This is a genomic window from Serratia sp. CY83965, assembly GCF_052166375.1.
In the GTDB taxonomy this organism is placed as follows: Bacteria; Pseudomonadota; Gammaproteobacteria; order Enterobacterales; family Enterobacteriaceae; genus Serratia; species Serratia marcescens.
In genome coordinates this window covers 47,640-62,729 of record NZ_JBJNOV010000005.1, presented here as the reverse complement: position 1 = coordinate 62,729, position 15,090 = coordinate 47,640, and the positions used below count along the sequence as shown (strand labels likewise).

Genomic DNA, 15,090 nt, shown 5'->3' with positions numbered 1-15,090 from the left:
GTTCTCTTTCCGCTAGCCCCGCGCCGCCGCTTCCAACCCGGCGATGTCGATTTTGCCCATCAGCAGCATCGCTTCCGTGACCCGCCGCACACGAGCGGCGTCCGGATCGTTCATCAACTCCGTCAGGCGCCGCGGCACGATCTGCCAGCACAGCCCCCAGCGATCGCGCAGCCAGCCGCACTGCTCCGCCTCGCCGCCCTCGCTCAAGGCATCCCATAGCCGGTCGACCTCCGCCTGATCGTCACATTCCACCATCACGGAGAAGCTGTGGTTAAACGGATCCAGCGGCCCAGCTTCGATCGCCGCGTAGCGCTGGTCGCCCAGCGTGAAGGAAGCCAGCTTCACGCTGCCGGCCGGGCCGCTCGGCGTATCCGCCGGCAGGTCGGAAAACCAGTTCACGGACGAACCGGGGATCAGCGCGACATAGCAATTCAGCGCCGCTTCCATGTCTTTTTCAAACCACAGATGTTGCGTAATTCTGGCCATCTGCGCCTCCTTTACGCATCGAGGATCGGCGCGAAACCGCCAAAAATCATGCGTTTGCCGTCAAACGGCATCTCGCCCAGCGCTTTCATGCGCGGATCGTTCATCATTTTCTCATTGGCGGCGTCGCGCACCGCTTTGGAGGGGTACTCTATCCAGCTGAACACCACCACTTCGTCGTCCTGGGCTTTCACCGCGCCGCGAAAGTCGGTGAGCTTGCCGTCGGGTACGTCATCGCCCCAACACTCCACGATGCGCGTGGCGCCAAACTCTTTGAACAGCGGCGCCGCTGCGGCCGCCAACCGGTGATAGGCCTCCTTGTTGGCGGCCGGCACCGCCACCACAAAACCGTCTACGTATTTCATTCTGGCATCCTCTTGTCTGATTAAGGACAGTCGGTTCAGCGCGGGCGACGTTGCCCGCGCCCCCTACCAGTTTAGACGGCGGGCGCGCAACCCGGATCGGAAGTTCAGCGGTCAGGATCGTTCGGAGGGTAAAATTCCGGCGTGGCGACCCGGTTACGGCCGGCGTTTTTCGCTTTGTATACCGCCAGATCCGCCAGTTTGAGCAGGTCGGCCAGGCTGTGGCCGGAACCGCCCGGGCAGGTCACCATGCCAATGCTGACGGTGATCTGCAGCGGATGGCCGGCCGGCATGGTGATCGATTCCGCCTCAATGCGTTGCCGCAGCCGTTCGGCCAGCTGCAACCCCTGCTGTGGCTGGCCGAGCGTCGAAACGATAGCGAACTCTTCGCCGCCCATGCGGCCGAACAGGTCACCGACGCTCAGATCGGCGGCGATCGCGCGGGTAAAGGCCATCAGCGCCTGATCGCCGCCGGCATGGCCAAAACGGTCATTAATCGATTTGAAATAGTCGATATCGAGCATCATGACGCACACCAGCTCGCCCTTTTGGTCTATCAACCGTTCGCCGCGCTGCATAAACGCATTGCGCGTCAGCACGTGCGTTAACGCATCGTGATTCGCCACGTGCTCCAGCGTGCGCAGCAGCGCATTACGCGCATAGTTCATGCTGGCCACGGCGATGGGCCCCAGCGCCAACAGCGCGATGCCCAAACGCATCGATACCGCGTTTTGCAACACTTTCATGTCGAGCGTCGTGCTAAGCAATCCGAAATCGATCGCCAGATGGCACCACAGCACATAAATCAGCACCGCAATCATGGTGCAGAACAGTGAGAAAGACATCGCCAGCCACAGCAGCACCGGCATGGGAAAGATCACCGCCCCGGGGCCGCCGATCAGCACACTGCACACCGCCGCCAGCAACAGCAGCGCCAATACCGTGAGTTTTCGCCCCGCGCGCGGCCATTGGCTGCGCTGGGTGAACAGGGCTCCGGCCGCCGCAAGGCGACGTCGCCAATCGGCGGGAAACGCCAGAATAAACGGCATCAGCGTGACGTAGTTGGTGAATTCGGACGAGAACCACAGCGCCAGCGAGGTCAGATACGGTCTGCCGAACAGCCACTGCGAAGTTGCGGCGCCCACCGCGCCGGTCGCGGCGGCGGCGGCCAGGCAGATGCCGAACAGGTACATGCTGGAAGCGCCACGCTGCAACGTGCGCGCCGGCGGCGACAGCCGCATGAACAACAGATATCCCACCACGACGCCGGTCAGATTGGCGGCGTTCAGCAGCAGCGCCTTTTGCAGCGAACTGCCGGTCAGCAGGTCCGCCGCCAGATAGCCCAGCACCGCCATGCCCCAGCCGGCCCGCGTAGCCCACTGTGGCCGCCGCACCAGAACCGCCAGCAGTACGGCGTTCACCGGCCAGAATATTGCCAGAAAACTGCCGGGACGACTCACGATGCCCAACAGACACAGAGTGAACACCAGCAAAAAAATGATGAGCGCGGGCCAAATTTTCCGGGTATCGGACAACGAGGTGGTTTGCATCTTGGATCCAGAGACTTCCGCTAGCGTAAGGTGACAATCTGTTCGTGTCACAACCGTCGACGATGAGGAGAAGATAAGCGGCCGACCCGCCTATTATTGCCAGTTTTGCCGGCCCGGACATCTGTTTATTCATCTAGGAAAAATATATTTGTGTATCAATATATTGACAGTAATTACCTATCTGGCGAACAAACTGTCGTGACTCTCCCGTCACTACGATCGTTATTACCATCCAGCCGATTTTTTACCGGCAAAATCGCCGTCTTTTACTGTAAAGACAAAATTAAATCGTGCAGTGAAGGGATACAGGCATTGCCCACTATTCAAAATACATAAATGATAATTATAATGATAATCGTTACTATTTATTATTTTTCACGGAATTATATGCACCAGTCAGTTCTTCGCCCCCCCACTCAAAGAAATAAAAATCACGTTCTTCACGCGCTGCCCCTGTTTGCCGGTTTGTTCCCCGCGCTGGCGATCGCCGCCGCGCCCGGCGCAAAAACGGAGGAATCCATTACGGTGACCGCCGCGGCCCAGCCTTCCGGCAGCTATAGCGCCGACACTGCCTCGACCGCCGGCAAGACCGCCGCGCCGATCGCCGAGGTGCCGCAATCGGTCAGCGTCGTCACCTCTCAGGTCATTGACGACTTCCAGGTCAAAAGCGTCAATGACGCGATGAAGTTCGTCAGCGGCGTCACCCAGGGCAACACGCTCGGCGGCACGGAGGATGGCTTCGTCAAACGCGGGTTCGGGGTTAACTCCGACGGCTCGGTCTTCATCGATGGCGTGCGCAGCAACCAGGGACTGAGCATGGACGCCACCACCGATCGCGTCGAGGTCCTGAAAGGTTCCGCGTCGCTGCTGTATGGCATCCTCAGCCCCGGCGGCGTCATCAACCTGATCAGCAAAAAACCGCAGTATGACTGGAACACCCGCATCAGCGGCGCCACCAACAGTGTTGGCGGCGGCAGCGGCAGCGTCGATGTGACCGGCCCGCTGGGCGGCGGCTTCGCCTTTCGCCTGATCGCCGAACGCCAGCACGCAGATTACTGGCGCAATTTCGGCAGCGACGAACACACGCTGATCGCCCCCTCGCTCAGTTGGTTCGGCGACCAGGCTTCCTTTAACATCGCCTACAGCGAATACAAGTACGACATTCCTTACGATCGCGGCACCGCATTTATCGACGGCAAGCCGGTCGATGTGCCCTATAACCGCCGCTTGGATGACTACGCTAACCATGCCTGGGGCAAGAACAAACGTCTGAACGCCCATTATGAGTACGCGCTGGATCCGATCTGGACGACCCGCTTCAACTACGCCTGGCTGCAACGCCGTTACGACAGCAACGAAGTGCGCGCCACCGCGGTCGACACCACGACCGGCATCGTCTCGCGCCGCGCCGACGCCAACCGCGGTTTCAATCATCAAACCCACTATTACTCCTGGGATCTGACCGGCTCGCCGCAGCTGTTCGGCATGCAGCACGACCTGCTGCTGGGCGTGGACTACGAGAAGAATCAGACCTACAAAGCCTATTCCTATCGCGGCAAGGTCTCGAAGACCTTCAACATGTACGATCCGGTGTATGGCGAAACGCCGGCCACCGACAGCACCACTTACAGTGACGCGTCAAGCAACCTGCGCGCCACGCTGTTCAGCCGTTCCCTGTACGCCAAGGACAGCATTCATCTCACCGATCAATGGATCGCGGTGCTGGGCGCGCGCTATCAGTCGTATTATCAGAACAACAGCAACGGTTTCCAGAAACCGAAAAATACGCTCAATGACAAAGACGACCAGTTTTTGCCGCAGGCGGGGTTGGTGTTTAAGCTGACGCCGAGTCTGTCGCTGTACGGCAATTACAGCCGTTCGTTCACGCCGTCCACCGCTATCGACGACAATGGCGACGTCGCCACGCCGGAAACCGGCACTACCTATGAGGTGGGCGGAAAATGGCAGATCACCCCGGCGTTTGACGCCACGCTGGCGTTCTATCGCATCGATGAAAGCAACATGTCGATCTTTATCAACGGCGTGACCCGCAGCATCCCCAAAGCGCGTTCCACCGGCGTCGAACTGGAGTTGAACGGCGAAGTGGCGCGCAACTGGGATCTCACCGCCAACTACAGCTACGACAAGACCGATATTGTCGAAGACAACCTCAACCCGGACAACGTCGGCAATCGGCTGGTCAACGCCCCAACCAACATGGGCGGCCTGTACCTCAGCCACCGCATGACATTGCCGGTGGTGCCCGGCGAGGTGCGCATTGGCGGCGGCGCGCGCTACGTCGGCCGCCGCGCCGGCGATCCGGAGAACAGTTTCACCATGCCGGCCTATACCGTGGCGGATGCCTTTGTCGCCTGGGACAGCAAGCTGCTGGGGAAACATACTCAGCTGAAACTGAATGTGAAAAACCTGTTCAACCGCGAATACTATGCCTCCAGCGCCGGTAACTTACGCGTGATTGAGGGTGAACCGCGCAGCCTGAGCCTGCAGGCGACGGTCGATTTCTAACCTGTCACGCCTTGGGCGCCGTTTGGCGCCCGTTTTCTTTGCGCCGACCCTCAAAACGCCTTGCGACACATCACACCGGCGAGAAAATCCAACAGCGCGCGGTTGAACAATGCCGGCCGCTGCAGCGGCGCGAAGTGGCTGACACCCGGCAGCGTCACCAGACGGGCGCCGGGGATGCTGTCGCTCAGGTAGGCGGCATGTTCGGCGCGGATAAACTCATCGTGTTCGCTGTGAACAACCGTCACCGGCACGCGAATGGCCGCTAATTCCTGTGCGCGGTAGTCCGGCTGGCTGCTCATCATCAGGCTCACGGCGGCGACGAACGCATCGAAGTCATCCGGCGTCGGCGACAAGGCGGCATAGTCCTGCGCATGACGCGCAAAACAGCGCTCAACGATGGGGTTGGACGCGGGCGGTTTAACGCCGCTGGCGTCCATATTACAGCCGAAGAAAAAAACGCCGTCCACCCGCTGCGGCGCCCGGTGGGCGGCGATAAGCGCAACACAGGCGCCATCGCTCCAGCCCGCCAGCGCGGCGTGCGGGATCCGCAACGCGTCCATTACCGCCAACAGATCATCGGCCATGCGATCGTAACGGTATGGCCGGGCGTCGCTCGTGCTGCGCCCGTGCCCGCGGCTGTCGATGATCAGCACGCCATACCCGGCGGCCAGCAGCGCCGGCAGTTGATACCCCCAGTTGCCGCTGTGGCCCAGGCCGCCGTGCAGCAGGATCACCGTCGGGTCAGCGCCATAGGCCGCATACCAGATGTGTGCGCCGTCGTGTTCGACAAAACCCTGCCAGGAACCGGGCGGCAACGGCGGCGCGCCCTGCGCGGCAAAGCGGGTCAAATCGTCGTCGGTTTGCATCTTTCTCCCCTCATTCGCCGAGGTTGAGCATCGACACGGCATCAAGGGAGTATAGATCGCAGCGGCGAACGGTGCCGTTCGCTTTCCCTGCATATACTTAAAGGAGGAATCGCAATGGAGGACGGTGAGATGAAGAAGATAATTCTCGTGTTTTTGACGTTGATGCTGAACGGTTGTATCGGCGGCGGCGGCCCATCGAATGCGCCTTCGGCATCGCCGAATGAACCTTACACCTGCACCAAATCCAGCGCCAATAGCGACTGCTCGCAATCGGTGGAACCATCGATGTACTAGCCGCGCTCGGCGGGCCGTCGCTTAACGGCCCGCCGCCTCAGACCGGGGCTAGGAGGAGTGTTCCTCTTCGTTGGCCTGATATCGCGTCGCCTGCTGCTTCATAAACACCACTTCCTGCGGGCTGGACAGGCTCACTTCCTGCGCGCGCAGCAGCTTGAGGATATTGAACAGCAGTTCGCTCTTGGTGGCGCCAACCATGCGCGGGCTCGGCACGTAGCCGGTCACGCTCAGGATAATGCCGTCCGGCCCCAGTTGACTGAAGCGCACGTAAGGCGCCGGCGTATCCAGAATGGTTTCGTACTCGTTATAGGCGCTGAGCAAGATATTGCGCACCTGCTCCGGATCGATGGAGGTCGGGAACGTCAACGCGATGGTCACCACGCCTTGCGCGTTGCCCATGGTGGCGTTGCGCACGTTCTGCGAGATCAGCTGCGAGTTCGGTACGATCATGGTGGAACGGTCGCTGAGCTGGATTTCGGTGGCGCGCACGTTGATGCGCCGCACGTCGCCTTCCACGCCGCCGATGCCGATCATATCCCCGACCTTCACCGGGCGCTCGGTCAGCAGGATCAGGCCGGAAATAAAGTTCTTCACGATCTCCTGTAAACCGAAACCGATGCCGACCGACAGAGCGCTGACGATCCACGCCAGGTTGCTCCACTGGATGCCCAGCGCCGCCAGGGTGATCAGAATCACCAGCACATAGCCGATATTGCTGAACAGCGTCACCAGCGAGGCGCGGATGCCGACGTCCGTGATGGTTTTCGGCAACAGCTCAGAGCCCAGCCAGCGCCGTACCGCGCGCAGAATGTAGATGCCGATCGCCAGGCAGATCACGGCGTTGAGCAGGTTGCCTGGCACGATGTTGAAACGCTGCAACCCTTCGCCGGTCAGGATGGAGACGATTTTCTCCATCAGCGAGCCCGGCGTGGTGCTGCCAAACGAACCGTTGAACAACGCGACAATCATCAATAGCAACAGCGAACATTTGGCCAGCGCGGTGGTGATGATCGACATCTGTTCCAGGTGGCGGTCCTTGAAGCTGAGCGTTTTCTTCAGCATCTTGCCGCTGACGGTCTGCGGCGAAAACAGCGCGGCGCACAGGTCAGTGGCGAACAGCACCATGAAGTAGAACGCCATCAGCACCAGCACCACCCAGATCAGCTGGTAGGTCAGGAAACGGGCGAAGGCAATGTAGCCGATGAGCAGGGAAAGCAGGATCACCACCGAACAGACCAGGGTGACGATGTGCACCAGCCCGCCGACCAGCGTGCGTTTTTCCAGGTGCGCGCCCTGCTGCTCCAGACGGCGACGAATGCGCTGGCCGCGCAGCGGCGCCGCCAGCAGCACCATGCCGATCAGCCCCGCCACCAGGCCATTGCCGAAGATGGTGGTGGCCAATGAGGCGCTGACGACGTTGTTGATCAGCTCCACGGTGCCGAACGCCAGCGCCAGACCGGCCAGCAGCGGCGAGAAGTAACGCAGCCCGGCGGCCACTTCATTGTCCAGCGAAGCCAGACGCCACGACGGACGATTCAGCGACAGCGCCGCACGCCCCAACCCGGCGATCAGCGCGCAGAAAATCCCCAGACGGTTAAAGCCTTCGGCGAAGTCTTCCAGCATCACCGGCAGCGGCTGCACGCGGATAAAGACGTAATACAGCAGGTTCAGCGCGATCGAGGTAGTGAATACCGTCACCGCCACGGTGATGATCGCCATAAAGCTGCGGCGCAGGCGCCCGTCCGGCAGGAAGCGAATGCTGACCCAGGCAAGAAAACGCTCGGACAAATAGCGCCCCCAGGACCAGACGATCACCGCCAGCGCCAGCAGCGCCAGCGTGCCGTAACGCCATTCATCCTGCCAACTGGCGTCCCAGGCCGCTTTCATCTCGGCATTGAACTGGTCCAGCCGCTGCACATCATCCGCTGACGGCTGCACCACCGGCGTCCAGAATTTGACGCCCAAAATGCTGCCGGTGTTCAGCGCCAGCTGGGTTTTGAACGCCACCCGGCGCAGATCGCTGATCTGCTGGCCCAGGTCGAAGGCGCTGGTCTTGATGGCCTGCGCGCGTTTTACCGCATCGTCCAACTGCTTCTTGCTGTTGTTCAGCGCATTGCGCTGCTGGGCGACGGCCGGGGTTTCCGGCAGCGCGCCCGCCGCCGGGGCCGGACCCAGCACGTCCAGCTGCGCCTGCAGTTTTTCCTGCAGCGGCTGCAGATCGGTAGCGAGTTTGTCCATGCTGGCGACCAGATCGTCCGTCGCCAACCGCAGCTTGCTGAGCTGGGTGTCGGTCGTCGCTTTGGAAACCAGCTGCTTCATGCTGTCCAACTGCTTTTGCGCGGCTTTCAGCTGCGTAGCGGGATCGGGCGCGCTTTCAGCGGCGGGATCGTCCTGAGTGGCGGCGACGGCGCCGAACGGCGTCAGCTGCAAACCCAACAGCAATAATAACAACAGGAGGAACGGGCGAGGCTTTAACATAAATTCAGTGCTCAGCATCATTATCTGATAGACAGACGAACAGGCGGCGGATGAACCGTCGCTTAACCATAAACGCTAATTATAATAGCTGCTTAATGTCGGCCGAAATACCGTAATTATTCCCATTGTGTGCCACGCGCCCGCGCTCTCCTTAGCTTGCTGATTATTCAGGCGCTTTTACTGGCGGCGCGGCGTAAAGCGCTCTATACTCCTGCCACCGATTAACCTGCAACCAATAAAAGGAGACTTACTATGCTGACGTGTGAATTGGTTTTTCACTCACACTTCTTTGGTAATCGTCGCCGCTCAAGCATTACCGGTATCGTGCTGCGATAACCCAGCTTGAGCGAAGCTTACTAAAATCCAGGATCTTCCCTCCGGCTTACTGGGTTGTCGTCAGCGATGTTTGACGATAGGCATTGCCATGCCTGTAACTCTTGAGTAAGCAATGAGCACATTACTGTCTGCACAATCTGTCGGTTACGACAACGCGTTCGGCGTCCTGCTGAGCGAGATATCCTTCAGCCTGAAAAAAGGCGACCGCATCGGTTTGATCGGCGATAACGGCTGCGGCAAAAGCACCCTGCTGCAAATCCTCAGCGGCGCCCTGCCTGCGCACACCGGAACAGTGACATTGTCACATCAATGTCTGATGGCGCGCATCGAACAGCACCTGCCGCCTGAACTGCACGCCTGCTCCCTGCTGGATGCCGTGCTGGCGCAGTTGCCTGCGGGCCAACACCTCAGCGAGCGCTGGCGCTGCGAAGCCTTACTGGCGGAGCTGGGATTTGAATCAGAGAGCTGGACATTGACCGCCGGCACCCTCAGCGGCGGCCAACATACGCGGCTGTTGTTGGCGCGTGCGCTGATCCGCCAGCCCGACCTGCTGCTGCTCGACGAACCCAGCAACCACCTGGACCTGCCCACACTGCTGTGGCTGGAACAGTTCTTGCGAAGCTGGAACGGCAGTTTCGTGCTGGTGTCACACGACCGCTATCTGCTCGATCAGGTGACCAACTGCACCTGGATCCTGCGCGACAAAACGCTGCAGTTCTTCCGGTTGCCCTGCTCTGCGGCGCGCACCGCGCTGGCGGAACAGGACGCCGCGGACGAACAGCGGCGCCACGCCGAGCAAAAAGAGATCGACCGGGTGGAAAAAAGCGCTAAACGGCTGGCGGTCTGGGGCAAGGTCTACGACAACGAAGATCTGGCGCGCAAGGCCAAGCAAATGGAAAAGCGCGTCGATCGGTTGAAGGAAGAACAGACCACCCTGACCGCCGGCAGCCCGTGGCGGCTGCGGCTGCAGGGAGAAGCGCTGGACGCCGATCGCCTGCTGGCGCTGCCGCACTGGGCGGTGCGCCCGGCGCCGGATGCGCCGGTGCTGTTCAACCTCGAACATCTGCGCGTGAAAAGCGGCGATCGCATCGCCATCGTTGGGCGCAACGGCTGCGGCAAATCGTCGCTGCTGCGTCTGCTGTGGCGCGAGTATCAGCAACAAACGCAGCGTCCGGCGCTGTTCCATCCGCGGGTGCGCATCGGCTATTACGATCAGAGCCTGCAGCAGCTGCGCGATGAAGACACGTTGAGCGAAGCGCTGGCGCAGTTCGCGCCGCTGACCGAGGAACAGCGGAAAATGGCGCTGATCGGCGCCGGGTTCCCTTACCTGCGCCACCATCAGCAGATCCGTTCGCTGAGCGGCGGCGAGCGTTCACGGTTGCTGTTTGTCGGCCTGACGCTGGCCAACCATTCGTTGCTGCTGCTGGACGAGCCCACCAACCACCTGGACATGGCCGGCAAAGAGGAGCTGGCGGAAACGTTGCGTCAGTTCCCCGGCGCCGTCATGCTGGTCACCCACGATCGGATGCTGATCGAACAGAGCTGCAACCGCTTTTGGCTGATCGACCAGCAAAAATTGGAGGAGTGGCACGATCTGGCGCCGGTGTATCAGCGCCTGGCGGGCGAAACGCCGACTCTGCCGACGGCGGGCAAGGCCGATGCAGATACCCCAACGCCGGACGAGCGATTGAAAGGCGAAGAAGCGCTGTTGACCGCCCTGTTTGCCCTCGAAAGCAAACTGGAGGCCGATCTGGCGCGCAAGCCGAAGCACCAGAAACCGGAGCTTCAGGCGCGCTGGCGCCGCGAGATTGCCGACATCACCGCCCGGTTGAATCTGGGCTAACCTTGACAGGCCGCCATCCGGCGGCCTGTTTTTTGACGGAGTGCGACATGGCATTTTCCCTTGAGCAAGCCTCGCTCGCGCAGCGGCCGCTGCTGGCGGCCATGCTGTCCGATTGCCTTCGCGAGCTGGGCGTCGATGGGGATTACCCCTATTTGCCGCTCTACTGGCGCGAGGCCGGCCGCTACCCCTATTTGATGTTGAGCGATCGGCAAACGGCCGGGTTCGCGTTGGTCAGGCGTCTCGATAGCGCCACCGTCGAAATGGCGGAGTTCTACATCAAGCCCGAATGGCGACGCAACGGGATGGGGCAACGGGCTGCCCGCGCCTTGTTCGCTCGGCATCCCGGCGGTTGGTCGCTGTCAGTCAGCCAGGATAATCCGCGCGGGCTGGCGTTTTGGTGGGCGGCGATACCAGCCGAGGCTCTACATATGCAACAAAGCACCAGGCTCACGTTCTCTTTCGTTATTCGGTAATGGCAGACGGCGAATATTGCCAGGCCAAAAGAAACGCGGTGATAGCCGCTTCGGTCATGTGTTGCAATTGTTCCGGCGTCGGCCACTGGTCGGATAGCAAAACCGCGGGCAACGGATACCCCATAACCGCGCCCAGAAATGCCATCGCCTGCGGCTGCGCATGGACAAATTGGATTTGCCCATGCTGCCGCGCCTGTTCCAATATCCTCACTAACGCCTGAAGCACCCGCCCGGCATTGCGTTCGCGCAACGTGGCGTACAACTCAGGTTTCTGCAACAGTAGTTGCACCAGCAACCGCTGAAAATGCACGTTCTCAACGCTGAAAAAATGCGCCTGAACCACCGAGGCGAAACGTGCCAACACCTGCGGTAAATCCACACTCTCCTGTGCCAGAATGCTGGCAATTGGCGGCTGCATCTTTTCGATAAGATGGTTGAACGTCTCCAACACCAAGGCATCCTTGCTCGGGAAATGGTTATATAAGGTTTGACGGGTGGTTCCCGCCTCGTTGGCTATCTCGTCCAAAGAGATGTCCAAGCCCTGCTGCAAAAACAGAACGCTGGCGGTTTCCAGTATCCGTGGCCTGGCCTTCATCGGCCTTCCCGGTTGACGGTTGATCATATTATCTCCCCTGCCCAGAGGCTCATTTTCGCGCTTTAAGTCGTGCCAACCCTTGTTTAGTCAGAACAAAAAACAGCGGTACGAACAATAATGTCAGCAGTGTGCCAGAAATCATGCCTCCTATCACAGCAATACCGATTTCGCGCCGGCTGGCGGCCCCGGCACCGACAGAAAGCGCCAGCGGGATTACACCAGCGACAAACGCCAATGAAGTCATCACGATGGGCCGCAGACGCAATCGCGCCCCTTCCAATGTCGCCTGCAACAAAGCGGATCCCGTTTTTAGCTGTGTTTCAACAAACTCGACGATCAGGATCGCGTTTTTCGCCGCCAGACCAATCGTCGTCAACATTCCCACCTGGAAGTAAATATCGTTTTCATACCCCGCAAGGCGTGCGGCAACAACGGCTCCGATAATCCCGAGGGGAATGATCAGCATCACAGACAACGGAATAGACCAACTCTCATACAGCGCGGCAAGACAGAGGAAAATGAACAACACCGAAGCTAGATACACCATCAGTGTTTGCCCGGCGGCCAATTGCTCCTGATATGAGAGCCCACTCCACTCAAGGCGGTAGCCGTCTATATCGCCGATGATACTCTGCATACGCGCCATCGCGGTGCCGGAGCTTTCTCCCTCGGCTGCCGTCCCCTGTAACTGCGTGGCCGACAGCCCGTTAAAGCGCTGAAGCATTTGTGGGCCTGAGAGCCAACGCGTAGTCGCGAAGCTGGCAAAGGACGCCATGCTGCCGCTTTCACCACGTACAAACCAACTATCGATATCATCCGGCGCCGAGCGCCAGGCCGCATCCCCCTGCATGTAGACCCGCTTCACGCGGCCGCGATCGATAAAATCGTTAATATAAGCACCTCCCCATGCGGCAGAAAGCGTGTTAGTGATGTCAGCCTGCTGCAGCCCTTGTGCGCTAGCTTTTTGCTGATCGATATCGACCTGCAATTGCGCTTTATCTTCGAGGCCGTTTATGCGCACCGCCGTTAACAACGGATCTTCGGTGGCGGCGGCGATCACCTGCCTCTGAGCAGCTTGCAGCGCGTCATGCCCGACGCCGTTTTGATCTTGTAACCACAATTCAAATCCACTGGACTGCCCCAACCCGCGCACCGCCGGCGGCGACAACACATTGATCTGCGCGTCACGATAGCTTTTGAAATGGCGATTGGCGCGGCTAATAATCGCCTGCGCGTTATTTTCATCACCGCTGCGTAGCGACCAATGTTTCAGTTCGGCAAACGCCATACCGACATTCTGACCACTGCCGGCGTTATTGCGCCCGACAACCATGAAGATTTCATTCAGGTTGTCCCGCTCGGCGGTCATGAAATAGTCGGCGATAGCGTCAGCAGTCTGTTGCGTTCTGGCCATCGGGGCACCTGGCGGCAGAGAAAACTGGACCATTACCGAGCCCTGATCCTCAACCGGAAGAAAACCGGTAGGCATACGCAGATATTGCCAGATCATGAAACTAACCAGCAGCAGCGCCAACAGGCAAAAACGCCCCTTGCGCGCCATCACATGGTTCAATCCCAGTCCATAACGCCGCTGCCCGTATTCCACCAGGCGGTTAAAGCCGCGAAAAAAACGGCTGCGCGGCCGGTGCACCGGCGGTTTCAGCAAACCGGCACACAGTGCCGGCGTCAAGGTCAACGCAACTAAAACCGACAGCACCATAGCCGCGACCAGCGTGATGGAAAACTGTCGGTAGATCATCCCGGTTGAACCGCCGAAAAATGCCATTGGAATAAATACCGCCGAAAGTACCAGCGCGATGCCGATCAGAGCGCCATTGATCTCCCGCATCGAAAGCAACGTCGCCTCGCGCGGTGGCAATTGCGCCTCCTCCATCACGCGCTCAACGTTTTCAACCACCACAATCGCGTCATCTACCAACAGGCCGATCGCGAGCACCATGGCGAACAGTGTCAAGGTGTTTACGCTGTAATCCAACAGCGCCAAAACACCGAAGGTGCCGAGCAACACTACGGGTACCGTAATGGCGGGGATCAACGTGGCGCGCCAATTTTGCAAAAACAGATACATCACCACAATCACTAGCGCGATCGCTTCCAACAGCGTTTGTACGACGCCTTCAATGGAAACCAGTACGAACGGCGTGCTGTCTCGTGGATAAGCCACCTGCAACCCCGGTGGAAACTGCGGGGCCCTGCGATTCACTTCGGCCCGTACCCGCTCTGCCACCTCCAGCGCATTGGCGCCGGAAGCCAACTGAATCGAAATACCCGCCGCCGGGTGACCATTGAGGCGCGTTTGGTTTTGATAGTTTTCCGCCCCGATTTCAACACGAGCAACATCGCGCAAATACACCGCCGAACCGTCGGTATTGGTACGCAGAATAATATCCTCAAACTGTTCCGGCGTTTCCAGCCGCGATTGTGCGGTCACGGTCGCGTTCAACGACTGGCCTTCCATCGTAGGCAAGGCTCCGATCTCACCGCTGGTGACCTGGGCATTTTGCGCTTCGATGGCGACCTGCACGTCAGACGGCATCAAACCATAGCCGCTCAGTTTGATCGGATTGAGCCAAATGCGCATAGCATATTGGGCACCAAACACCGTCGTCTCCCCGACGCCATCCACCCGGCTCAGCGGATCTTGCAGCGAACTGACCAGAAAATCATTGATATCAACGCTGTCCATACGGCCTTGCGTGTCGTACAGGGCAACCACCATTAGGCTATCACCCTGCGATTTAGTCACAGTGATGCCTTGCTGCTGCACTTCTTGCGGCAATCGCGACGTTGCTTGATTGACCGCATTTTGCACTTGAACCTGAGCAATGTCCGGATCGGTTTGTTGTTCGAAGCTAAGGCTGATGCGAGCCTGGCCCGCCGAACTGCTGGTTGATGAGAAATACAACAGGCCATCGATGCCTTTAATTTGTTGTTCGATAATCTGAGTCACGCTGTCCTCTACCGTTTTGGCCGAAGCACCGGGGTAATTGGCTGTCACCGTGACACCAGGTGGCGCGATGTCGGGATATTGCTCAATCGGCAATGTCCAGAGCGCCAGAGCACCCGCAGCCATAATGCAGATGGCCAGCACGGCCGCAAACACCGGTCGAAAGATGAAAAAATGCGCTAGCATGCCTGACCCCTCTGATTATCTTGCTGACGGATGCTTTGATGGTACGTTTAACAATTAAATTTACTTTACAGTAAAGTAAATAAATCAAATCAAGCCTGAAATCAAGCAGGAATAGACACCGTATTGTCAT

The 15,090-nt window shown here is 59.3% G+C and carries 11 protein-coding genes; 4 read left to right on the top strand and 7 right to left on the bottom strand.

Annotated elements, in window-relative coordinates; genetic code table 11:
* Positions 1-12: 12 nt before the first annotated feature.
* From ACJ8PL_RS14500 to ACJ8PL_RS14490, 3 genes are all read right to left on the bottom strand, one after another.
* Entirely contained in the window at positions 13-486 is a 474-nt protein-coding gene (locus ACJ8PL_RS14500; RefSeq protein ID WP_015377932.1) for a VOC family protein, read from the bottom strand.
* A gap of 11 nt (positions 487-497) precedes the next feature.
* Positions 498-848: a DUF1428 domain-containing protein gene (locus ACJ8PL_RS14495; RefSeq protein WP_016927653.1), complete on the bottom strand. Its 351-nt coding sequence runs from the start codon at positions 846-848 to the stop codon at positions 498-500.
* A 104-nt stretch (positions 849-952) separates the two neighbouring features.
* On the bottom strand, positions 953-2,395 hold the full coding sequence (locus tag ACJ8PL_RS14490; protein WP_079449741.1) for a GGDEF domain-containing protein: 1,443 nt from the start codon (positions 2,393-2,395) through the stop codon (positions 953-955).
* Between the two features lie 465 nt (positions 2,396-2,860).
* On the opposite strand from ACJ8PL_RS14490, the gene ACJ8PL_RS14485 reads away from it, so the two are divergent.
* Complete coding sequence (locus ACJ8PL_RS14485) at positions 2,861-4,921, top strand: TonB-dependent siderophore receptor (protein ID WP_442531237.1); 2,061 nt, start codon at positions 2,861-2,863, stop codon at positions 4,919-4,921.
* A gap of 50 nt (positions 4,922-4,971) precedes the next feature.
* Here ACJ8PL_RS14485 and ACJ8PL_RS14480 read toward each other — a convergent pair whose 3' ends face one another.
* The gene (locus ACJ8PL_RS14480; RefSeq protein ID WP_049299308.1) at positions 4,972-5,787 is read right to left on the bottom strand and encodes an alpha/beta fold hydrolase; all 816 of its coding nucleotides are present in this window, start codon (positions 5,785-5,787) and stop codon (positions 4,972-4,974) included.
* Between the two features lie 129 nt (positions 5,788-5,916).
* Here ACJ8PL_RS14480 and ACJ8PL_RS14475 point away from each other — a divergent pair, with 129 nt between their 5' ends.
* Positions 5,917-6,081: a hypothetical protein gene (locus tag ACJ8PL_RS14475; protein ID WP_240293566.1), complete on the top strand. Its 165-nt coding sequence runs from the start codon at positions 5,917-5,919 to the stop codon at positions 6,079-6,081.
* 48 nt (positions 6,082-6,129) lie between these two features.
* Here ACJ8PL_RS14475 and ACJ8PL_RS14470 read toward each other — a convergent pair whose 3' ends face one another.
* Complete coding sequence (locus tag ACJ8PL_RS14470; RefSeq protein ID WP_049299428.1) at positions 6,130-8,559, bottom strand: DUF3772 domain-containing protein; 2,430 nt, start codon at positions 8,557-8,559, stop codon at positions 6,130-6,132.
* Positions 8,560-9,007: 448 nt separating this feature from the next.
* Here ACJ8PL_RS14470 and ACJ8PL_RS14465 point away from each other — a divergent pair, with 448 nt between their 5' ends.
* Together ACJ8PL_RS14465 and ACJ8PL_RS14460 are read left to right on the top strand one after the other, a co-directional pair.
* Positions 9,008-10,738 carry an ABC-F family ATP-binding cassette domain-containing protein gene (locus ACJ8PL_RS14465; RefSeq protein ID WP_274984916.1) on the top strand — a complete coding sequence of 577 codons (1,731 nt, stop codon included), beginning with the start codon at positions 9,008-9,010 and terminating at the stop codon, positions 10,736-10,738.
* 47 nt (positions 10,739-10,785) lie between these two features.
* Positions 10,786-11,211, top strand: a complete 426-nt coding sequence (locus ACJ8PL_RS14460) for a GNAT family N-acetyltransferase (RefSeq protein ID WP_442531236.1) — start codon at positions 10,786-10,788, stop codon at positions 11,209-11,211.
* Here ACJ8PL_RS14460 and ACJ8PL_RS14455 read toward each other — a convergent pair.
* Both ACJ8PL_RS14455 and ACJ8PL_RS14450 read right to left on the bottom strand, forming a co-directional pair.
* Positions 11,201-11,833, bottom strand: coding sequence for a TetR/AcrR family transcriptional regulator (locus tag ACJ8PL_RS14455; protein WP_028127437.1), 633 nt, complete (start codon positions 11,831-11,833; stop codon positions 11,201-11,203). The two genes, ACJ8PL_RS14460 and ACJ8PL_RS14455, sit on opposite strands and share 11 nt — an antisense overlap.
* A 22-nt stretch (positions 11,834-11,855) precedes the next feature.
* Complete coding sequence (locus tag ACJ8PL_RS14450; RefSeq protein ID WP_442531235.1) at positions 11,856-14,960, bottom strand: efflux RND transporter permease subunit; 3,105 nt, start codon at positions 14,958-14,960, stop codon at positions 11,856-11,858.
* Positions 14,961-15,090 lie beyond the last annotated feature (130 nt).

Excerpts from the sequence above, each read along its gene's own strand:
- ACJ8PL_RS14500 (WP_015377932.1), bottom strand. The coding sequence starts at position 486 with ATGGCCAGAATTACGCAACATCTGTGGTTTGAAAAAGACATGGAAGCG.
- ACJ8PL_RS14495 (WP_016927653.1), bottom strand. The coding sequence starts at position 848 with ATGAAATACGTAGACGGTTTTGTGGTGGCGGTGCCGGCCGCCAACAAG.
- ACJ8PL_RS14490 (WP_079449741.1), bottom strand. The coding sequence starts at position 2,395 with ATGCAAACCACCTCGTTGTCCGATACCCGGAAAATTTGGCCCGCGCTC.
- ACJ8PL_RS14480 (WP_049299308.1), bottom strand. The coding sequence starts at position 5,787 with ATGCAAACCGACGACGATTTGACCCGCTTTGCCGCGCAGGGCGCGCCG.
- ACJ8PL_RS14475 (WP_240293566.1), top strand. The coding sequence starts at position 5,917 with ATGAAGAAGATAATTCTCGTGTTTTTGACGTTGATGCTGAACGGTTGT.
- ACJ8PL_RS14470 (WP_049299428.1), bottom strand. The coding sequence starts at position 8,559 with ATGTTAAAGCCTCGCCCGTTCCTCCTGTTGTTATTATTGCTGTTGGGT.
- ACJ8PL_RS14465 (WP_274984916.1), top strand. The coding sequence starts at position 9,008 with ATGAGCACATTACTGTCTGCACAATCTGTCGGTTACGACAACGCGTTC.
- ACJ8PL_RS14460 (WP_442531236.1), top strand. The coding sequence starts at position 10,786 with ATGGCATTTTCCCTTGAGCAAGCCTCGCTCGCGCAGCGGCCGCTGCTG.
- ACJ8PL_RS14455 (WP_028127437.1), bottom strand. The coding sequence starts at position 11,833 with ATGATCAACCGTCAACCGGGAAGGCCGATGAAGGCCAGGCCACGGATA.
- ACJ8PL_RS14450 (WP_442531235.1), bottom strand. The coding sequence starts at position 14,960 with ATGCTAGCGCATTTTTTCATCTTTCGACCGGTGTTTGCGGCCGTGCTG.